The following is a 19,809-nucleotide window of genomic DNA, read 5'->3' as shown; positions in this document are numbered from 1 at the left end:
ATTTACTTAAATTTTAACTTGTAAATCAACTGCAGGGTTTAAAAATTTTTGACCCTGTTTTAATTTTTCATACATCTGGGAATCGTTCCATTCCGACTGAACCTGTTCGGAAAAGACGATTTGATCTAACTGCAACAGCCCCATTTGTGCGTTGTCGATATCTTCTAAAAAGCTTTGCGCATAGCCTGTGTCCGTCTCATGTACGATCACAGAATACACTTCAACATCACCCTCACCATTTTGAGTTTCTGTTGATTTTAGAACTTGTTGTGCCAAGTAAAAGAAGATCCGTGAAAACTGTTCTGCTGAAGGCGATACGGGTAGTTCAACCCAACGTGCGCTGAACTGCTTGCAGGCACGAATATACTCGGCATCATCGTGTTGCCAAAAACAAATCGCATGATCAAAACTGTCAAATAAGTCTTTAATAACCCCTTTGAGCAAACCGAAATCGTAAACCATTTGTCCATGGTCAAGTTTCGACGCTTTGAGTAATAGTTCGACTTTATAACTGTGTCCATGAATGGAACGTTTGCAGCGGTCTGACGTGCAATTACGCACGATATGCGCATTTTCAAACTTAAATAACTTACGAATTAACATATGTCGTAATGCAATCAAATAATCTATGGGTTCTCAGAGATTATAATGCAAAAGTCTAACAAGAGGCATTAATTTTGCTGTTCAGCACAATTGGGAAAAGGCATCATGAAAATTTAGCGATATTTAAGACCTAAAATGGTGCCATACTGCGAAAAGCCACATATACATCTTTATCTTTTCGCACTAACTCACTGGTAAATTGACGCTTTCTTTCATTTAAAATAATTTCAATTTGCGCTTTAAAATAGTTCGACTGCACACCCAATTGTGAGTTTAAAACTTCTCGATTTTCTGTGCTCACCTGTGCAAATGGCTCCATTGCCCATAAATCATTGATATTTTCAAAATGTTCAAATTTGGCAGCTTTTTGTTGCAAAGCTTGTTCGACTGCATTGACATCTAAACGATCATCCATAGTCGCTAACAAAAATGCAGGAGCGGTATTAATGTTTACCGTTGTTTCATGCGAGGGCAAGCTACTCACATAGGGCGCAATCAGTTTATATTGAGCACCTTCAAAACCACGGACTGATTTCAGTTCTTCCACACTATGAAATTTTGCATTTGGCGGTAGTGCCGCATTATTTAAACCACGATAGTACGCCAGCTCTGCTCCCATCGGGCCAGAGGTCTCATCATCTTCATCTTGCCAATCAATCACGGCTTGACTTAATTCTGCGGGTAAACCAACACGCTGCAATATTTTTTCAAACCATAGCTTTGCTTTGTCATTTACCACACCCTCTTCTGAAACCAAACTATTGAGGTTAAATTTTCCAGATTCGTCTTGCAGCACACCTGCAACAGTTCCACCTTCCACTGGAAAGGCGGGCATAGGCTGAGCCCAATTTTCTTGGAGGTGATCCACCTGCCCTGCATTTTCGGCATCATTTACTAAAAGTTCAGCAAAAAATGCTTCGGCACTTTTCGCATATAACAACGACTGATTTTGGCGCATCACATAAGCGGTATTTTCAGAAGTATGGGCTTGTTGTTTTGCGATACCTGCTGCAACTATGGTTGCCAAAGCTACCATCATCAGGATAGTTAACAAAGCGATACCACGTTGCTGTTTCATACGCAACTCCGAACTTCAAATGACTCTACTACCTGACCGCTAACCATTCTTATTTTTATCCAATAAAAAATCAGTATTTAACAAACTGAATAACCATTCGTAGTTTGTCCCATCCACTGTGAGCTGCATCCTGATACCCCGCGGTAACAGTTGAATGGTTTTTTCATTATTCAAATCAGCGGCAGCATCTGGCCAATTCTCTAACTCATTTGGATTGAGTACCGTGATTTTATATTGTTCAACATTATCCAGTAAAACACTCGAATCTGGCTGATCATGCCCCGTTTGGTTGAGATTTTTAAATTTTAGCCGATACAATTTTTTTTCATCAGCTTTGTATTGATATTCCACTCGCTCGTCAGGTGCAATGCCCTGATTTAATGGATCAGTGACACCTGTCTTACTGAAATTAAATCGGCCATTTTGCAATACTAACGCTGGTTGAATATCTCCATTAATATTGGCAGTTAAGGGCACAGCTTGTACTGTGTCTCTGAGAATTTGCTGATGGGCATCTTGCAACTGACTAAGCCTTGCCTCATGGGTTGCGTTTCGTTCCTTCACTTTCGAGACATAATCAAAAACCTTCCAACCCAAAGCAGACAGCACTGCGAAAATAGCAATCGCAACCAAAAGCTCAACTAAGGTAAATCCTGCTTGATTCTTCATTCCTTGCTGTACAAGCACAGGCATATCTTGAGATGTACGTTTTTTTCTAGTTATTATTTTCATCCAACGGAGCCTTATAGTTAAAGAACACCAAACTGCTAATCCCTGCTTCAACATCGCCTGTTTCAGCATTCATCAAACTCACTTGGATATCAATCCGTTGTACATTTGGACTAATGGTGGCTTGGGCTTTTTTGTCAATTTGCCATTGTTCGCCTTGTTCAGTGACTTGTTTAGATGCAGTACCCGTCATCCATTCACGATTGATTTCCATCTTAGCGATTTCATTCAACGCGACAAATTGTGCTTTATTTCTTAAAATTGCGTGTGCTGTCGACTGTGTATATTGCATCGCAACATTAGACAAAGCCATTGCCGCAGTCGCAAAAATCGCCAATGCCACCATGACTTCAAGTAGCGTAAACCCTTTAGCCCGCATTAACTTTCCCTAAATGATCGATTTCGATTTCATTACCAATGGGACGTTCTTCAAAATAAAACTGTATACGCACAGGCTTTACCTCACCATTGCCCAACCAAATCAACTTGGGTGCATTGGTATTTAACAAATCATCATTATTGGCATTTGCATACTGCTGATCTAAAGGCTGAATCGTAAAAGAGACATTTTCAGGTAATACTCGGGTTTCAAAATCTTTATAGTTTTGCCATTTATTATTCTGATTTAAAATACTATTTTCTACACGTTTTTGTTCTGGTAAATATTCTTGTACCGCATAGCTTTGCGTGTTGACATCCGTTCCAGCGTTTTGCTGTAGGGCCAATATCAAAGCTTGATCATTTGCATCGCGTAAAATTCGTTTTAGATCCATCACAAACACTTCACGTGCCTGCATGGCTTTGCGTTGATCTGTCCCACCGATATTCAAAAGCACCAATGAGGCCATGATGCCCATAATCACAATCACCACCATCAATTCTACGAGGGTGAAGCCACGAACCAATGATGGTGATGCACTTTTCATAAGCAGCCTTTAAGCGAATTGAGCAACCGCATGCACTTGTTTTGGTAAGGCCAAGGCTTGATCAATATAAGCAACCCGCAAGGTGTCTCTTGAACCCAAATAACGCTGATAAAAACTTGAATTCAAAATTGCTGCAGCGCCATGTGTAAGTGACCAAATCGAAGCAAGATAATCACGTACTGGCATGCTACTTTGAATCGACTCCAAATAACGCTCAGTCATACGGATGATCAATCTTAGACGCTGTTTGCGTACCTGATATAGTTCACTAAACAAGTGCTGAATACCCACACCCGTTGTCGATAAACGCTCTTCAATTTGGTGAAACAACACAGTACGTTCTGGGTGATGTAAGTGATGCAACATAAAGAAAGCAAGGTGTTCAGGAAAAGCTTTATCGGTGTCTTTAATCATTTCCAATAACATGCGTTCATTACGAATAATGAGCAACATATATAGTTCATCTTTACTTTGAAAATGTTTATATAACGTCCCTTTTGCCAAGTCGAGTTCTGCCGCTAGCGCATCTAGTGTCATCCCTGCTTCGCCATTTTCCAATAGCAGTTGCTCTGCCACTTGGAAAATTAATGCTTCTCTTGCTCTAAACTGAGCTTGACGATCCATCTTCACCCTATACTCTCTTACTCTTATATCAATTCAAATTATTTACTTAAGATTGAGGAGATTTTCAAAGTTTTGCATTGTAATGAAAGCCATCTCTTCAATTGACTTATCATATACATCACTTAAGGCTTTGGCTACATAGGGAACGTATTTTGGTTCATTAGACTTTCCTCTATAGGGCATCGGTGCAAGGTATGGACTATCAGTTTCAATCAGCACTCGATCCAATGGTACTTGCTTGGCCACATCACGCAAATCTTGTGCATTTTTAAAAGAAACAATGCCTGAAAATGACACGTAATATCCACAATCTAAGACAGCTTTTGCCGTTTCCCAATCTTCAGTAAAACAATGCAAAATACCGTGAGTAGATTTCTCTGCACGGATAATATCCACCGTATCATGCTTTGCAGAACGGGTATGAACAACCACTGGTTTTTTTACAGCTTGTGATGCGTGAATATGGCGGGCAAAGCATTCTTTTTGCTCTGCAATAAAGTCTGTACTATGAAAATAGTCCAGCCCTGTTTCACCAATCGCCCAAACCTTTTCAGGTTGTGCTAATTCAATGAGATATTCTTCTGTTGCCCGAGCCATCGTTGCAGGATCTTCACATGGGTGAACCCCAACGGAATAACCCACATCAGCATGACGTGATGCAATTTTTGAAAGTTCGATATGGTCATCTAGATCAACCGAGATACTCATAAATTTTGAGACCCCGGCTTGACGAGCCTGATCCAATGCAAGATCTAAATTACCCTCATAAGGGCTTAAGTCAAGCATGGTTAAATGGCAATGGGTATCTACAAACACAATATGTACCTACAAGTCTTCACTGTTGTAACTACATAGTGTAACTTCTACGCCCCTCAGATTTAAGCCCTGCAAGTAAACGTTCTGCTTCTGTTTTGAAATAAACGCCTTTTTCGCCGCTTAATTGAATTCCAAAGCCTTGTGGTTTAATGCCATTTTGCTTTTGCGAAATCCAAATGACTTTTCCTGTCAAAGGAATTTTTATACTTTGTTCAGGCAAAGTCGCCAATAAGAAAACCTCATCACCCATTTTCACAGCTTGCTTTGATGGTACAAATAAACCGCCACCAACGACATAAGGCATGTAGCTCGCAAAAAGTGTTTCCACATCTGGAATATTAGCGTGAACGATCCCGCCCATACGTGGTTGCATGATGTTTCCCCTTAATTAAACATTCATCAGTTTGATGCAAAGCTCATCTACGACCAGATTCCCCTGTACGTTCTGCTCGATGAACCGCTTAGACTGCTGTAATTCTGTATAAATCCCAAAGAGTGTTTCGAGCGAATATTGCTCTGCCAACACCCCAAAATCCAAATCTATATTTTTTATGGATTGATTTAGCTTGACACAAATTATATCGGACAACAAGTATTCAAACATTTGACTAAAATCACTAAAACTCAGAGCTTTATTCCACTTGGTCGCAATTGCCATCGGCATATTTTTTTGTGTCACAAGTTTTTGCCAATCTTGTAGAAACTCTTGGCGCATATTTAGCCATTCACTACTTGCCAATGAAATCGCTTGTAATGGCATTTGACTGGCTAAGTTCATGAGAACTTTGCGCTGGGTTTCACCACTATCGGGCAAATGCTGCTGTAAATATTGCTGTGATTGTTCCGGTTCAATACGATCCAATGCATAGTGCTGCATTCGACTGCGAATGGTTGCCGGCAATTTCAAATAATGCTCTGCCAATAACATAATCACAATCCGCTCGCCCGGCTCTTCCAATGTTTTCAGCAATGCATTTGATGATGCAATGTTTAATGCTTCAGCGGGCTCAATCAACACAACTCGCCAACCGTCTACGGTTTGCTGCACAAAGGGCAATAAATCACGAATTTTTTCGATTTTAATTTTGGCGTTTTGCTTTTTATTGTCTTCATCTGTGCTGATGTGGACAAAATTTGGATGTGTATCTGACTTTAACCACTGGCAACTCCCACACTCACCACATGGCTCAGTCCGCTCATCACGTTTTTGACACAGCACCCATGCAAGAAATTGTTTTGCAAATGCCTCTTTACCACAGCCTTTTTTGCCATACAAAAGCACGCCATGTCCCAGTTGTGGAAAACGGCTGGTTAATGTATTCCATGTATTTTGCTGCCAAGGGTACACTTGCGCCACAATTTCATTTTGCATAAATCGTTAAACCTTATTCGAAGTTTGAAACATCCATTTGGTTCAAACGATCAAGGTCAGCTTGAGTATCTACGCCCGGTGGTAGGTTCGCTTCTGCCACAGCAATGGCAATACGGTGACCATTTTCCAAAACGCGTAATTGTTCAAGGCTTTCTAATTTTTCGAGTACACCCATATCCCAAGTGACATATTCTTGTAGGAGTTTTACGCGGTATGCATATAGGCCTAAATGACGATAAGCCTGATCATGCAAGGTTTGTTCTGCTTGCTTTGCACCATCACGGTCATACGGAATAGTCGCACGACTGAAATACAGCGCTTGATTGTGCTTTGACATCACCACTTTGACAATGCTGTCACGTTGAAATTCTTCTAGACTATGAATCGGCTCGCAGAGTGTCGACATTGAACATGTCGGCTGATCAACGAGTAATTGTGCAACTTGTTTTACCAATTGAGCGGGAAGCAAAGGTTCATCGCCCTGCACATTGACAATAATGTCATCACTTGCCCAACCTTTGATACGTGCAACTTCACTTAAACGATCTGTCCCAGATGGATGCTCTGTAGAGGTCAATACCACATCAACCCCTTCCGCACGACATACTGCTGCAATACGCTCATCATCTGTAGCGACACAAAGGTCATCGAATCCTGCAACTTTTTTGGCTTGATCAACCACACGTAAAATCATCGGACGGCCGTGAATTTTAAGCAATGGCTTACCTGGTAAACGTGAACTTGAAAAACGTGCAGGAATAACAATATGTTTCATAAATTAAATGCCTTCGGGAAGTTTCAGACCCAGTTGTTTCAACTGCGCATGCAAAGTTTCATAACACGCAGGTGACAACACTGCATCTACAGGAACAACCCATATTTCTCTTTTAAAATCTGGATTATTTTTGAGGATCGTTAAAATTTTAACTGCATCTTTTTCAGTGGTAATGATGGGATTGGCATCTTCAAACTGCAAATCACTCAGTTCATATTCATAATGATCTGGGAATTCATGACATTGAAATTGATGAATCCCCATATTTTCTAAAGTTTTATAAAATCGTTGCGGAAAGCCAATACCCACCACAGCATAGAAATCTTTATTTGCATCAAATGTCGTCACAAGATCTTTATTGAGCAAATAAGGCTGCGCCGCTTCTAGGTGCATATTCAGTGGAGAACTTGGATCTGCTGAATGCTCAATGACCGTTCCACTGGCAAGACGCTTTTTCGGTTCACGCAAATAACCTTCGGGTAATAATTTTTCATTGCCTAAACCACGGTTATTATCCAGCACGATCCACTCCAACTGACGTTGAAGCGCCCAATGCTGCAAACCATCATCGCAGATAATCAAATCCAATTCATGCTTGGATAGTAGCAACTCAATACTTTGCTGGCGATTTGGACCGACCGCCATCGGTACACCTGTAGACTGAACAATTAAGCTCGGTTCATCACCCACGATTTCAGCCGTCGACTCTAAATCGACATAAGCCGGAAATGGTCCTTGACCACCATAGCCACGACTGATCACACCAACTCGCAGCTTTAAGCTATTTAAATAACTAACCAAATGAATGAGCAATGGGGTTTTACCACTTCCACCCACTGTGATGTTTCCAATGACCATGACTGGAATAGGAGCTTTATAACTTTGCTTAATACCTGATTGATAGAGTTTTTTATTGAGTAAAAAGCCGCCACGATAAAGCCATGACAAAGGTCTAAACACAACGAGCCACTTTGCCTGTTCATTCCAAGCATCCTGAATCAATTGTGCAAAAGACATGACTTAATTTTCCTCAAAATTACGCTGATGAAGTTGGTAATATGCACCACGTTGTGCCATCAATTCTGTATGCGAACCTTGTTCAATAATACGCCCTTTATCCATCACTACAATACAGTCTGCATTTTCAATGGTCGATAAACGATGCGCAATCACGATCGTGGTACGATCTTGCATCGCAGCGTCAAATGCTTGCTGAATGAAAAATTCAGATTCGTTATCTAGCGCACTGGTCGCTTCATCTAAAATTAAGATCGGTGCATTTTTCAAAATCGCACGCGCAATCGCAATACGTTGACGTTGACCACCAGATAGATTTAAACCTTGGGCACCCAATGGTGTGTCATAACCTTGCGGTAAGTCCATAATAAAATCATGTGCAAATGCAGCTTTGGCAGCAGCAATGACTTGCTCATCTGTTGCATGCTCGAGCTGACCATAAGCAATATTTTCACGTACTGTACGGTTAAACAAAACCACTTGCTGATTGACCATTGAAATCTGAGTACGCAAGCTATTGAGTTCTATGTCGTGAATATCATGCTGATCAAGCAACAATTGTCCAGAAGACACCTCTTGGTAACGTACCAACAGATTGACCAATGAAGTTTTACCTGCACCTGAACGCCCAACCAATGCAACGGTTTGCCCTGCATTAACTTTTAAATTAAAGTCATGAATCGCATGGTGACCATCAGCATAGATCAAATTGACATTTTTAAATTCGACATCACCTTTCAAAGCAGGCTTCAGCGTGCCGTTATTCACTTCTTCAGGCATATCTAGCAATTCAAATACCGAATAGGCCGCTGCCATGCCTCGTTGTAGTTTTTCGTTGACATCCGTCAAGGTTTTAATTGGCTTACTCAGCATACCTGCGGCAGTGATATACGCTACAAACTCACCCGCTGTTGTATCTTGTAAAATCTCAGGGCGTAGCGCGATATACATCACGATACTGAGCGCGATCGACATAATCAGCTGAACAATTGGGCTATTGAGTTGCTGCACCACAACCATTTTTAAGCCGCGGCGTAAGTTCTCCATTGAGCTTTCATAAAAACGTTTTTGTTCATAATCTTGCCCTGCAAAGCCCTTCACTACCAAGTTGCCTTGTACTGTCTCTTGCACCACATGGTTAACGTCACCCATGGTACTTTGTACTTGCATGGATAATTTACGCATGCGCTTGGATGCTTTACGGATAATCAACCCAATAATTGGACCAAAAATCAAAATACACAGAGTTAAACGCCAATTGGTATAGAGCAAATAACCCAATAATGCGATGGTAATCAGACCCTGTTGTACAATCGTTTTCAGTGACTCAGACGATGCCGCCGTCAACTGTTCAACGTTATACATAATTTTTGCAGTGATATGACCGCTCGAATTATCTAAATAATATTGCGAAGGCAAACGCATGAGTTTTGCGAACACTTGCTGACGAATATTAAAAATTAAGTTTCGAGAAATCACTGCGGTAAAATATCCCCCCATGAACAAACCGAGTCCACGGAAGAACATCAATAAAACCACCAAGAGTGGAAATAAGGTTGTAAAGCTTTGATCTTTGTTTTGAATGGCTTCAATAATGCGTTCTAATAATTTTGCGACAGAAACTTCTGTCGCAGCATTAATACCGAAACCAAGCAAAACCAGCAGGCCGATTCCCCAAAAAGGTTTTAAATAACTTAATAGGCGTAAATAGACTTTAAAATCGTGCTTCACTAATAACCTCGAGTTGGAACTTTGGTACTGATGTTGATATTCACAAATCCAAGTTGACCTGCAACATCCATCACCCGGATCACATCTTGATGTGTTGCTTTTGCATCTGCTGCAATCACGAACATTAAATCACGACGATCATTGGCTGTCTGTTTAATTGCAGTATTCAAATCAGAGACTTCTTTACTCGCCAATGACTGACCATTGACAGAATAGTGTCCTGAAGAATCCACCACAACTTCAATCTTTTGATCATAGTTTTTAGGCGGAACACCTTGTGCATCTGGCAAAGTCAGGTTCATTCGACTCATCTGGTTAAAGGTGGTCGAGAGCAACAAGAACACCAAAATGAACATCAAACAGTCAATCATCGGTGTGAGGTTGATATGAATATCTTCAACCTGACGACGTTTAAATTTCATGCGCAGTCTCCACTCAGCTGGCTTTCTGAATGTCCTGACTTTCTACTTCAGGTGTTTTTTTATAAAACAAAGCGGCATGAAATAACGTCGACTGCTGTTCTAACTCAGCCACATATTCCTGAACCAAACGTTGGAAATAGCGATGTGCAAATAATGCAGGTACAGCAATTAACATACCGGCAGCAGTGGTAATCAAGGCTTTAGAAATACCCGGCATCATCAACACTGGATCACTATTGGTGCCTATATCAATCATTAAGAATGCTTCAATGATACCGATCACCGTACCCAACAAACCTAGTAAAGGTGCAACAGCGCTTAAAGTGCCCAAAAAGTTGATATTTTTTTCTAAATAACCAATTTCTTGTGACGCTGTGACTTCCATTTGCGCACGTGCATATTGCTCGTTTTGATCTTTACTAGCGTAACCTGCGCCCAATACACGACCCAATGTACTTTGTTGTAAAGTTGGACTTTGCTTTAGCTGCTGCACCACATCTTTCACCGATGTGTTTACATTCATCATCAAGTCTTTTGGTAACACCATTGATTTCTTTAAACGAATAAAGCGCTCAATGGTAATGGCTACCGTAAAGATCGAACAAATGACGAGCGGGATCATTAACCACCCGCCCGCTTTGACTAATTCCCACATTTGATTTTCCCCAATAAATCGAATTTAAAAATTATTCAGCTAGACAAATATTTAAAATGCCATCTAGCTCTTCAAGAGTATGGTAGCTAATCACCAGCTTGCCTTTCCCTTGTTTATTATGATCAATTTTCACATCTGCACTGAAACGATCAGAGAGACGTTGTGTCAGTTGTTGAATGTCTGATGAAACAATTGGTTTAGCTTTTTGTTGTTTTGGTGCATTCAAATCACGAACAAATTGTTCGGTTTGACGTACAGACATACTTTTTTCAATCACCATTTCAGCAACTTTAAGCTGATCTTTGGCTTTTAACGTCAAGATCGCACGTGCATGCCCCATATCGAGCAAACCTTGCTGCATAAAGTCTTTGACTTGATCCGCTAAAGACAAGAGGCGTAGCAAGTTACTAATCGTGGTACGTGCTTTACCGACCGTGTCAGCAATCTCTTGATGACTTAAACCAAATTCGTCATGGAAGCGTTGCAAAGCCATTGCTTGATCGATTGGGTTCAAATCTTGACGTTGAATGTTTTCAATCAATGCCAATGCAATTGCCACTTGATCACTCAAGTCACGAACAATGGCAGGAACTTCGGTTAAACCTGCAAGCTGAGCCGCACGCCAACGACGTTCACCAGCAATAATTTCGTAGGGATGCTTTTCATCTTCGACAGGACGAATGACGATTGGCTGCATGACACCATGCTTTTCAATCGATGCAGCAAGTTCTTGTAAATCTTGTTCTTTAATGAAACGACGCGGTTGATACTCGCCGCGTTTCAATAAATGCACATCAATTTGTTTTAACTGTCCATGATCTAAAGCTTTTGCTTCGAGCTGTAGTTTTTCTTTTTGGATTGAGCCGAGTAAGGCATCCAGACCACGACCTTTAGCCAGTCCGCGTTTTTTTACGGTCATGCTTTAGTTCCTTTTTTTACTTTGGTTTTTTTTAACATCTCAGCTGCCAAGTTCAAATAAGCAACTGCACCCTTCGAGCTTTTTTCAAAATAAATCACTGGTAAACCGTGCGCAGGCGCTTCAGCCAAACGAATATTACGCGGAATAACCGTGTCATAAAGTTTCTGACCGAAGTATTGTTCAAGCTCAGCAGACACATCACGTGTTAAGGCATTACGCGCATCGTACATGGTACGAAGTACACCCACGATCTCTAGATCCGGGTTTAAAGCTTGCTGAATACGGTCAATAGTTTGGGTTAAGTCAGCCAAACCTTCCAAGGCATAATATTCACACTGCATTGGAATCAGCACCGCACGTACCGCTGCAAGGGCATTGACAGTGATCAAACTTAAACTTGGTGCACAATCGACAATAATATAGTCGAAGTCTTTTTCAACGCTTGCCAACGCTTCACGCAAAATAAACTCACGACCGTCTTGATCCGCAATCGCCAGTTCAACGCCAGCTAAGTCACGGTTTGCACCTAAAACCTTATAGCCCACTTCCGCTTTATAAATAGCGGTTTCAATCGGCACTTCACCAAGTAAGACATCCGTGACTGAATACAACAAATCATTTTTTTGAATGCCCGAACCCATCGTGGCATTGCCTTGTGAATCCATGTCCACAAGTAAAACTCGTTTTTTTAATATGGCTAAAGATGCAGCCAAGTTCACAGCCGTTGTGGTTTTACCTACGCCACCCTTTTGGTTTGCAATCGCAATAATTTGAGCCATGGTAACCCCAGTCCTTTGAAAATTTTAAATACGTTTAAGAAAAATTAAATGACGCTGCTCATCAAGTCGTGGAACTTTTAATGCAACGATATCAATCTTGAAATCACTTTTTAGTGTTTCAACTTCTTCTTCAGGAATTAAGCCTTTCATCGACGCGATAATACTTTGCGCATGCATATACGGTTTAGACGCATCCACAAAATCCGTTAACGATGCAAAAGCACGGCTGGTAATCACATCAAACTGACCCAGTTCATGAATGCTGTCTTCATTTTCGACACGTGTTTGTACCGCAATGACATTTTTTAGTTTTAAGTCAGCAATAAATTGTTTTAAGAATCGAATTTTTTTACCGTTGGCATCTAAAAGCACACATTCACGTTCAGGCTGACACAGTGCAATGATCATGCCCGGCATGCCACCACCCGTACCGATATCCAATAAACGACCTGCAGGCAAATCATTTAGGATACTTAAGCTATCCAATAAATGCTTAACCAACATTTCTTTAGGATCACGAATAGCGGTTAAGTTATATGCTTTGTTCCACAGCACTAGGGCATCTTGGTATTTCAGCAATAGATTTAATGCTTCTTCACTCAAATCTAAGCCAAGCTTTTGACTACCTTGCTTTAAGTCTTGAAAAAAAGGATGCATAAAGAAGACATCTCAATAAAAATTAACTGAAGTATACCGATTTCTAAGCCGTGGAACAGTAGCTAACGCTTAGCGAATATGCACTTAATCGTACATGCCTTGGCGAATCTGTAGATCTAGATCACTTAAACGCTCAGGTGTGCCAACATCAACCCATGCAGTTTGCATTTTCTCTGCAGAAATTTTTCCATCCAACATAGCTTCTTTCAATAAAGGTGCGAGCGGACGCTTGCCCGCTTCCAATCCATCAAACATATTTGGATGAATGACCGCGATCCCACTATAGGTGAGTGCCTCGCCTGCATGTTCTTGCTCAAAGGTATAACTACGCCCTGCATCCAAGATAAAATCACCCTTTGGATGTTGCGTTGGATTAGTCACATAAACCAAGTGTGCCAAATCATCTTTTAGCTCAACATTGAGCAAGGCTGAAAAATCGTAAGTCGTCCAAACGTCACCATTGACTAAAATAAACGGTTCTGTCCCAAGCAAAGGTAAAGCATTAATAATGCCACCAGCTGTTTCCAAACCTTCCGCTTCACGTGTCCAACGAATATCTACACCAAACTGCGAACCATCACCTAAAGTACCAATCAGGATATCTGCAAGCCATGCAGAATTGATGATGATTTCAGTTACGCCAATTTTTTTTAGCTTTTCTATATGCCAAACAATCAGTGGTTTTCCACCCACTTCAAGCAACGGCTTTGGCTTATACAATGTTAAAGGGCGCATCCGATTTCCGAGACCCGCCGCTAAAATCATGGCTTTCATTATGCAACAACCTCATAAGTGCCGTATTTGGCTTCAAATTTCGGCAATACTTTAGCCTGAATAAATTGCATAAAAGGTTGTAATTCTGCATACGGTTTACTTTCTTCGAGTAAATACCACATCACGCGCGGCAAATCTTTGAGATAACTCGACTTACCATCACGCTCAAATAAGCGCACAAAAATACCTAAAATTTTGATATGCCGTTGAATCGCCATGAGGTCTGCGTCTTGTTTGAATTGCTCAAAGCTACGACCTTCTTTTGCCGATGCAGGTAGCAAATCATAGAACGTCTTAAACCATGCATAAACGCGATCTGCATTCCACTGCACATAGGCATCACGTGTAATAGAAATCAAATCATAAGTATCTGCACCAATCACAGCATCTTGGAAGTCAATCACACCCTGATCTTGCTCACCATCAAGTACCATCAAATTACGGCTATGAAAATCACGATGCACAATCACTTGAGGCTGAGCCAATGCAGCATTGGCTAAGATAGCAAAGGTACGTTTAATCAGTGCCGATTCTTCTTCAGTAGGCTGCACTTGTAGAGATGGCAATAACCAATCGGTTAACAGCTCCATTTCAGAAATCAGCTTTTCATAGGTATATGCAGGAAAATGAGCAGTACCATCAATTGACTGTAATTGAATCAACTGTTTAAAACTTTGAGCATAATGTGCGTCTACTGTTTGATCATTCAACAACGTGGACAATAAAACATCACCAAAATCCTCTAACAATAAGAAGCCTTGATCAAGGTCTTTGGCCACGATATGTGGTACACGCACGCCATGTGCATCAAAAAATTCATCAATCGACACAAAAGGACCACAATCTTCTTTTTCTGGTGGTGCATCCATGAGCATAAATGTTTTATTATTCAATTTGATTCGTGCATAACGACGGAAGCTTGCATCGCCTGCTAAGAAGTTAATTTCAAATTGATCTGAATCGAGTACAGATGAAATCCATGTTTGTATCAATTGTTCACGTTGTGTATTCATTTGCGATAAATTCTAATACAGGCTGAGTTTTTAAAGTGCTAAGTGTAGCTACTTATCAACTTTTTCTCTATGATGCGACAATAATTAATTGCGATTAAGCATACCTGGTTAATGAGACAAATGAAGCATCAGTTTAAATTTAATCCTTTAGCGACTGCGATCTTAACCCTTCTATGTGGTAGCTCGTTACCAAGCTATGCAGCACCTGTTTCAAACCCGTCCACGGATGACGATACAGAACAACTCAAACAAAGCATTTCAGAAGCTTATCCGGGGCAGCAGTTCTTCGAACAATATTATGTCGATAAATCTGCACCTGAAGCACAGATTCGCAACACTAATCAATTAAGTTCTGCGTTTTGTACAGGCACCTGGATTACCCCAGTTGCTCCAACAACGAAAGCAGTCGCACCTGAAGATGCAACCTCTACCATTACCGCAGACTATGGTCATTTTGACCCGAATGGCGACTCCATTCTTGAAGGTAATGTTCTGATTGACCAAGAAGGTCGTCAAATTCGTGCCGATCAAATCAAAATTGATAAAACCCAAACCTACGCCAATGCTTCTGGCCGCGTACAAATGGCACAGTCTGGGCTGATTTCTCAAAGTGATTCGATTGATTACAATTTAAAAACCCAACAGGGTGATTTAAATAACAGTTTCTTTATTGCTGAACAGCAGCATGCACACGGTCGCGCTGAGAAAATTTCACGTACTTCAACCGAAACCCTTGAATTAGAAAATGCGGTTTATACCACCTGTCCACCCGATGAAAAACCAACGTGGAAAATTCAAGCAGACAAAATTAAGCTGAATCAAGAAACCGGTCGTGGCGAAACCAAGGGGACAACACTTTATGTAAAAGATGTTCCTGTGATGGTTGTACCCTACTTCAACTTCCCGATTGATGACCGCCGTACCACAGGTATTTTGATCCCAAGCTTTGGTTTTACCAATGATGGCGGTATTGAACTTGCAGTACCAGTTTACCTAAACCTTGCGCCAAACTATGATGCTACAGTAACACCACGTTATATTGCAGACCGTGGCGCAATGATGGAAGGTGAATTCCGTTATTTGACCAAAAACTTTGGTTCAGGGATGGTGTGGGGGGGGTATTTACCATCCGACCAAAAGTATGATGATCAGGATCGTAAAGACTTACATTTCCTACATAACTGGAAAATTAACGATCAATTCACGACAAATTTAGAATACAATTATGCATCTGATAAAGACTATTTCTCAGATCTCAATAATAATCCAAACTCAAAAACTGACCTGAACTTACGCCGTGCATGGGAACTCAATTATAAAAATGGTATCCCTGGCCTAAAAGCACAGCTTAAAGTGGAAGACTTCCAAACACTGGATAAAACTGTCAGTGATGAAGACCGTCCATATGCGCGCTTGCCACAATTCCTACTGAACTACAAGACTGGTAATCCGCTCGGCTTACAGTACGAATTTAACAATGATACGGCTTACTTCAAAAAGAACTTACGTAGTAATAATATTCCAAGCAATACTGGCGATTCGCCAATGTATGAGCCAAGCGGCGCCCGTATTTATAACGACTTTAGTGTGCGTTATAACTATCGTACTCCTTGGTCATTTGTGATTCCTGAAGCAACGATTCGTAATGTCAACACGATTTACGATCAAGACACCGTTAATGCACAAAACATTAGTTCATCAAATGAAAGTAAGTCGGTCGTTGTACCGCAATTTACTTTAGATGCGGGTCTTGTGATGGAGCGCGAAGGTCGTTATCTACAAACTTTAACGCCACGTTTCTTCTACGCGTATTCTCCATACAAAAACCAAGACACTAACCCGAACTTTGACTCAACCACAGCGTCAATTAACTATGACCAGTTGTTTAGCCCGCGTCGTTTCTACGGTAATGACCGTTTAGAAGACAACAACTTCGCATCTCTAGGCTTGAGCTATAGTTTATTTGATGATGTAGGTCTTGAGCGTTTAAAAGCTAGCGTTGGTCAAAGTTTCTATTTCGAAGACCGCCGCGTCACGCTAAACAACGTCTCTGATAAATTTGATACCGAACGCCATACCGGCCCTGTCGTGAGCATTTCTAGCCAGCTATCTGACAGCATCAGTGTGAATGCCAATTCTGCATGGATGGCGAATGGTGATAATGCTCAGCGCGATATTCAAATGTATTACACAGGAAATAAAGGCAATTTATACAATGTCGGTTATTTCCATCGTAAAGACATTCCGAACCGCCAAGACAGCTATGACCAAGCAGTAGCATCGTTTATTCAACCTATACACAATAACTGGCGTATTATCGGTCATGCACAATATGACCTCGACAACAGTATTGCGCGTGAATATTTACTTGGTGTGAACTACGAGTCATGCTGCTGGGGTGTTTCAGTTTATGGTCGTTCGTACTATAACGATTTAGATGATGTAACATCTTCAGATGTTAAACCAAAACGTGCCATTATGGCGGAGTTCACCCTAAAAGGTTTAGGTGGCTTCAACAATAAATTAACCTCTTTGCTTGAAAACCGAGTGTTGGGTTTTAACAATATTAATCAATCTTGGACAGAACGTTAATGAAGACAAAACAGTTAAAACAAATTTTTAAAGCGTCAGCCTTGGCACTTTGCCTATCGACTTCTGTATCTGTATTTGCTGCTGCGCAACCTAAAGATGAAATTGTAGCTGTCGTTGACAATAGCGTGATTCTACGTAGTGATCTTGATCAAAGCATTGCCGAAATTACTCACCAACTTCAAGCAAAAAAACAAACCATCCCACCGACCGAATACTTGCAGCAACAAGCTTTAGAACAGCTGATTACGCGCCAAGCACAGCTTGAACAAGTGAAACGCTATAACGTCAAAGCGGATGAAAAATCACTCAATGAAGCCGTACTTAAAGTTGCGAAAAATGCCGGCTCTCCAAGCTTAGAAGCGTTTCAGCAAAAATTAGATGCTGTTGCACCAAATACCTATGCAGGTTTACGTGCACGTATCGCTGAAGACATCGCGTTACAACGCCTACGCCAACAGTTGGTCACTTCTCGTATTCAAATCAGTGACCAAGATGTGAAAAACTTCTTAAGTTCACCACAAGGTCAAGCTGCGCTAGGTAATCAAGTCCACGTCTTACATGTACGCGTTGCTAGCAGTGATAATGCCGTTAAAATCGCTGAAGACATTCGTAAAGAACTTGCAACAAGCAACGATGTTAAAGCGATTACTAGCAAATACAGTACCAAAGACATTAAAGTTGACGGTGCCGATATGGGCTTCCGCAACTTATCTGATATTCCAGATGAACTTGCTGCACGTGTAGCACCTTTGCAAGTTGGTCAAACCACTGAACTGATTTCAGTACGTGATGGCGTTCATGTTTTAAAATTGGTCGACCGTAAAGGTGGCGAACAAAAAGCCATTGTTCCTCAATACCAAACTCGCCATATCTTGATTCAACCATCTGAAGTGGTGAGTCCTGAAAACGCAAAACAAATGATCGACAGCTTGTATAACCGCCTGCGAAAAGGTGAAGATTTTGCAGTCTTGGCTTCAACATTCTCGAATGACACAGGTTCTGCTGCCAATGGTGGTAGTTTAGGTTGGGTTAGCCCAGGTGTTATGGTTCCAGAATTTGAAGCAATGATGAAATCAACTGCGAAAGGTGAAATCAGCAAACCTTTCCAATCTCAGTTTGGTTGGCACATCCTTCAAGTAACAGATACACGTCAACAAGACATGACACATGAAGTACAAGAACGTATGGCCCGTCAGATTTTAGGTGAGCGTCAATTTGACACTGAACTGGACAGCTGGTTACGTGAAATTCGTAACAATGCCTATGTTGAAATTAAAGACCCTGCTCTAGATCGTAAAAAGAAATAAGTGAATAAATAACTGATGTTACGCAGTAACATCAGAAGCGTAATTTGATTCAAATGAAAGAACGATACGCGGTAAGGTCATCCGCAAGTGTTTGAGACAGGACTACATCTATTCAAAAATGTTTTTGCGATACTTTGAATAAGTAGACGCTAGTGAACGAGTTTTGCGGATGACCATGGTTTTGGGTACTTTTGCCGAATGAGAAACAACGTTTCGTAAAAGTACCTCCAGCCGAAGGCTGATCCCTTTATTTAAACCCTAGATGTAAGACTCCGTCGAATCGGCTTAAAAATCATTTAAAAAATACGATGTTACTTTTACGTGCGTAACATCAGTAAATAAAAAAACCAGCTTCGGCTGGTTTTTTATGTCGATTCTTATCATTATTCAGCGTTGTAGTAATTATTAGTTGTAGTAATTATTAAAAAACCAGTATTTAAACCATCTACTCTTTTTATAGGCAAAAAAAACCTCCCATTTGGGAGGTTTTTTTAACTCAATTAACGATTGTTGTTTTCGTCGTCTTGAGCATCTTCAAATTTAGTTTCGCCATCAAAACCAGCATTTTGACCGCCGAAGCCACTTTGACCGCCGAAGCCACCTTGACCACCAAAGCCACCTTGACCACCGAAGCCACCTTGACCACCGAAGCCACCTTGACCACCAAAGCCACTTTGACCACCGAAGCCACCTTGACCACCGAAGCCACCTTGACCACCGAAGCCACCTTGTTGACCGCCGAAGCCGCCTTGTTGACCACCGAAGCCAGCAGCGCCTTGAGCACCAGCAGGAGCACCAGCAGGACGTGGGTTACGTGCTGGAACAACAGTTGAAATAGCGTGTTTGTAAACCATTTGGCTTACAGTATTTTTTAATAAAACAACGTATTGGTCGAAAGATTCAATATGACCTTGTAATTTAATACCGTTGACAAGGAAGATCGACACAGGAATACGTTCTTTACGGAGAGAATTTAAGAACGGATCTTGTAAAGTTTGACCTTTAGACATGTTATAACTC

The 19,809-nt window shown here is 41.1% G+C and carries 22 protein-coding genes; 2 read left to right on the top strand and 20 right to left on the bottom strand.

Annotation, left to right across the window (positions count from 1 at the left end):
* Window positions 1-6: 6 nt before the first annotated feature.
* From FTU06_RS10315 to FTU06_RS10225, 19 genes are all read right to left on the bottom strand, one after another.
* Window positions 7-603, bottom strand: a complete 597-nt coding sequence (locus FTU06_RS10315; protein WP_168378899.1) for a 6-carboxytetrahydropterin synthase — start codon at window positions 601-603, stop codon at window positions 7-9.
* Between the two features lie 130 nt (window positions 604-733).
* A complete protein-coding gene (gene gspK / locus FTU06_RS10310; protein ID WP_180022531.1) occupies window positions 734-1,681 on the bottom strand; it encodes a type II secretion system minor pseudopilin GspK in 948 nt (315 codons plus the stop codon).
* A 39-nt stretch (window positions 1,682-1,720) separates the two neighbouring features.
* Window positions 1,721-2,350, bottom strand: coding sequence for a type II secretion system minor pseudopilin GspJ (gene gspJ, locus FTU06_RS10305; protein ID WP_111885090.1), 630 nt, complete (start codon window positions 2,348-2,350; stop codon window positions 1,721-1,723).
* Between the two features lie 46 nt (window positions 2,351-2,396).
* Window positions 2,397-2,789, bottom strand: a complete 393-nt coding sequence (gene gspI, locus FTU06_RS10300) for a type II secretion system minor pseudopilin GspI (RefSeq protein ID WP_078188947.1) — start codon at window positions 2,787-2,789, stop codon at window positions 2,397-2,399.
* Window positions 2,779-3,336 carry a type II secretion system protein gene (locus tag FTU06_RS10295; RefSeq protein ID WP_180146454.1) on the bottom strand — a complete coding sequence of 186 codons (558 nt, stop codon included), beginning with the start codon at window positions 3,334-3,336 and terminating at the stop codon, window positions 2,779-2,781. The genes gspI and FTU06_RS10295 overlap by 11 nt, the downstream gene beginning before the upstream one ends.
* A gap of 9 nt (window positions 3,337-3,345) precedes the next feature.
* Window positions 3,346-3,960, bottom strand: a complete 615-nt coding sequence (locus FTU06_RS10290; protein ID WP_168378896.1) for a TetR/AcrR family transcriptional regulator — start codon at window positions 3,958-3,960, stop codon at window positions 3,346-3,348.
* A gap of 42 nt (window positions 3,961-4,002) precedes the next feature.
* Window positions 4,003-4,776: a TatD family hydrolase gene (locus tag FTU06_RS10285; protein WP_168378895.1), complete on the bottom strand. Its 774-nt coding sequence runs from the start codon at window positions 4,774-4,776 to the stop codon at window positions 4,003-4,005.
* Between the two features lie 31 nt (window positions 4,777-4,807).
* Entirely contained in the window at window positions 4,808-5,149 is a 342-nt protein-coding gene (locus tag FTU06_RS10280; protein ID WP_111885061.1) for a PilZ domain-containing protein, read from the bottom strand.
* A 15-nt stretch (window positions 5,150-5,164) separates the two neighbouring features.
* The gene (locus FTU06_RS10275) at window positions 5,165-6,148 is read right to left on the bottom strand and encodes a DNA polymerase III subunit delta' (RefSeq protein WP_180059027.1); all 984 of its coding nucleotides are present in this window, start codon (window positions 6,146-6,148) and stop codon (window positions 5,165-5,167) included.
* A 13-nt stretch (window positions 6,149-6,161) separates the two neighbouring features.
* On the bottom strand, window positions 6,162-6,923 hold the full coding sequence (gene kdsB / locus FTU06_RS10270) for a 3-deoxy-manno-octulosonate cytidylyltransferase (RefSeq protein ID WP_180146451.1): 762 nt from the start codon (window positions 6,921-6,923) through the stop codon (window positions 6,162-6,164).
* A 3-nt stretch (window positions 6,924-6,926) separates the two neighbouring features.
* The gene (lpxK, locus tag FTU06_RS10265) at window positions 6,927-7,940 is read right to left on the bottom strand and encodes a tetraacyldisaccharide 4'-kinase (RefSeq protein WP_180146448.1); all 1,014 of its coding nucleotides are present in this window, start codon (window positions 7,938-7,940) and stop codon (window positions 6,927-6,929) included.
* Window positions 7,941-7,943: 3 nt separating this feature from the next.
* Window positions 7,944-9,671, bottom strand: coding sequence for a lipid A export permease/ATP-binding protein MsbA (gene msbA / locus FTU06_RS10260; RefSeq protein ID WP_180007340.1), 1,728 nt, complete (start codon window positions 9,669-9,671; stop codon window positions 7,944-7,946).
* Entirely contained in the window at window positions 9,671-10,093 is a 423-nt protein-coding gene (locus tag FTU06_RS10255) for a biopolymer transporter ExbD (protein ID WP_180022523.1), read from the bottom strand. The genes msbA and FTU06_RS10255 overlap by 1 nt, the downstream gene beginning before the upstream one ends.
* Window positions 10,094-10,106: 13 nt before the next feature.
* On the bottom strand, window positions 10,107-10,748 hold the full coding sequence (locus FTU06_RS10250; RefSeq protein ID WP_078188956.1) for a MotA/TolQ/ExbB proton channel family protein: 642 nt from the start codon (window positions 10,746-10,748) through the stop codon (window positions 10,107-10,109).
* A 31-nt stretch (window positions 10,749-10,779) separates the two neighbouring features.
* A complete protein-coding gene (locus tag FTU06_RS10245; RefSeq protein ID WP_111885065.1) occupies window positions 10,780-11,667 on the bottom strand; it encodes a ParB/RepB/Spo0J family partition protein in 888 nt (295 codons plus the stop codon).
* Complete coding sequence (locus tag FTU06_RS10240) at window positions 11,664-12,446, bottom strand: ParA family protein (protein WP_078188958.1); 783 nt, start codon at window positions 12,444-12,446, stop codon at window positions 11,664-11,666. Before FTU06_RS10240 ends, FTU06_RS10245 begins: the two co-directional genes overlap by 4 nt.
* Before the next feature lie 24 nt (window positions 12,447-12,470).
* Window positions 12,471-13,103 carry a 16S rRNA (guanine(527)-N(7))-methyltransferase RsmG gene (rsmG, locus tag FTU06_RS10235; RefSeq protein ID WP_180088548.1) on the bottom strand — a complete coding sequence of 211 codons (633 nt, stop codon included), beginning with the start codon at window positions 13,101-13,103 and terminating at the stop codon, window positions 12,471-12,473.
* Window positions 13,104-13,187: 84 nt separating this feature from the next.
* Window positions 13,188-13,877, bottom strand: a complete 690-nt coding sequence (gene murU / locus FTU06_RS10230) for an N-acetylmuramate alpha-1-phosphate uridylyltransferase MurU (RefSeq protein ID WP_180007341.1) — start codon at window positions 13,875-13,877, stop codon at window positions 13,188-13,190.
* On the bottom strand, window positions 13,877-14,890 hold the full coding sequence (locus FTU06_RS10225; protein WP_180146445.1) for an aminoglycoside phosphotransferase family protein: 1,014 nt from the start codon (window positions 14,888-14,890) through the stop codon (window positions 13,877-13,879). Before FTU06_RS10225 ends, murU begins: the two co-directional genes overlap by 1 nt.
* 120 nt (window positions 14,891-15,010) lie before the next feature.
* On the opposite strand from FTU06_RS10225, the gene FTU06_RS10220 reads away from it, so the two are divergent.
* Together FTU06_RS10220 and FTU06_RS10215 are read left to right on the top strand one after the other, a co-directional pair.
* Window positions 15,011-17,482 (top strand): LPS-assembly protein LptD, encoded by a 2,472-nt coding sequence (locus FTU06_RS10220; RefSeq protein ID WP_180146442.1) that lies wholly within the window; start codon window positions 15,011-15,013, stop codon window positions 17,480-17,482.
* Window positions 17,482-18,789: a peptidylprolyl isomerase gene (locus tag FTU06_RS10215; protein WP_180146439.1), complete on the top strand. Its 1,308-nt coding sequence runs from the start codon at window positions 17,482-17,484 to the stop codon at window positions 18,787-18,789. Before FTU06_RS10220 ends, FTU06_RS10215 begins: the two co-directional genes overlap by 1 nt.
* Before the next feature lie 500 nt (window positions 18,790-19,289).
* Here the strand turns inward: FTU06_RS10215 and hfq are convergent, their stop codons facing one another.
* A complete protein-coding gene (gene hfq, locus FTU06_RS10210; RefSeq protein WP_180026935.1) occupies window positions 19,290-19,799 on the bottom strand; it encodes an RNA chaperone Hfq in 510 nt (169 codons plus the stop codon).
* Between the last annotated feature and the right edge of the window lie 10 nt (window positions 19,800-19,809).

The sequence above is a fragment of the Acinetobacter sp. YH12052 genome (assembly GCF_013419835.1).
GTDB classification, from domain to species: domain Bacteria; phylum Pseudomonadota; class Gammaproteobacteria; order Pseudomonadales; family Moraxellaceae; genus Acinetobacter; species Acinetobacter amyesii.
The sequence above is the reverse complement of the archived record's forward strand: the minus strand, read 5'-3'. Positions and strand labels throughout refer to the sequence as shown.

Bases quoted from the DNA above. Each gene is read 5' to 3' on its own strand.
- FTU06_RS10315 (WP_168378899.1), bottom strand. From the start codon at position 603: ATGTTAATTCGTAAGTTATTTAAGTTTGAAAATGCGCATATCGTGCGT.
- gspK (WP_180022531.1), bottom strand. From the start codon at position 1,681: ATGAAACAGCAACGTGGTATCGCTTTGTTAACTATCCTGATGATGGTA.
- gspJ (WP_111885090.1), bottom strand. From the start codon at position 2,350: ATGAAGAATCAAGCAGGATTTACCTTAGTTGAGCTTTTGGTTGCGATT.
- gspI (WP_078188947.1), bottom strand. From the start codon at position 2,789: ATGCGGGCTAAAGGGTTTACGCTACTTGAAGTCATGGTGGCATTGGCG.
- FTU06_RS10295 (WP_180146454.1), bottom strand. From the start codon at position 3,336: ATGAAAAGTGCATCACCATCATTGGTTCGTGGCTTCACCCTCGTAGAA.
- FTU06_RS10290 (WP_168378896.1), bottom strand. From the start codon at position 3,960: ATGGATCGTCAAGCTCAGTTTAGAGCAAGAGAAGCATTAATTTTCCAA.
- FTU06_RS10280 (WP_111885061.1), bottom strand. From the start codon at position 5,149: ATGCAACCACGTATGGGCGGGATCGTTCACGCTAATATTCCAGATGTG.
- FTU06_RS10275 (WP_180059027.1), bottom strand. From the start codon at position 6,148: ATGCAAAATGAAATTGTGGCGCAAGTGTACCCTTGGCAGCAAAATACA.
- kdsB (WP_180146451.1), bottom strand. From the start codon at position 6,923: ATGAAACATATTGTTATTCCTGCACGTTTTTCAAGTTCACGTTTACCA.
- lpxK (WP_180146448.1), bottom strand. From the start codon at position 7,940: ATGTCTTTTGCACAATTGATTCAGGATGCTTGGAATGAACAGGCAAAG.
- FTU06_RS10255 (WP_180022523.1), bottom strand. From the start codon at position 10,093: ATGAAATTTAAACGTCGTCAGGTTGAAGATATTCATATCAACCTCACA.
- FTU06_RS10250 (WP_078188956.1), bottom strand. From the start codon at position 10,748: ATGTGGGAATTAGTCAAAGCGGGCGGGTGGTTAATGATCCCGCTCGTC.
- FTU06_RS10245 (WP_111885065.1), bottom strand. From the start codon at position 11,667: ATGACCGTAAAAAAACGCGGACTGGCTAAAGGTCGTGGTCTGGATGCC.
- FTU06_RS10240 (WP_078188958.1), bottom strand. From the start codon at position 12,446: ATGGCTCAAATTATTGCGATTGCAAACCAAAAGGGTGGCGTAGGTAAA.
- rsmG (WP_180088548.1), bottom strand. From the start codon at position 13,103: ATGCATCCTTTTTTTCAAGACTTAAAGCAAGGTAGTCAAAAGCTTGGC.
- murU (WP_180007341.1), bottom strand. From the start codon at position 13,877: ATGAAAGCCATGATTTTAGCGGCGGGTCTCGGAAATCGGATGCGCCCT.
- FTU06_RS10225 (WP_180146445.1), bottom strand. From the start codon at position 14,890: ATGAATACACAACGTGAACAATTGATACAAACATGGATTTCATCTGTA.
- FTU06_RS10220 (WP_180146442.1), top strand. From the start codon at position 15,011: ATGAAGCATCAGTTTAAATTTAATCCTTTAGCGACTGCGATCTTAACC.
- FTU06_RS10215 (WP_180146439.1), top strand. From the start codon at position 17,482: ATGAAGACAAAACAGTTAAAACAAATTTTTAAAGCGTCAGCCTTGGCA.
- hfq (WP_180026935.1), bottom strand. From the start codon at position 19,799: ATGTCTAAAGGTCAAACTTTACAAGATCCGTTCTTAAATTCTCTCCGT.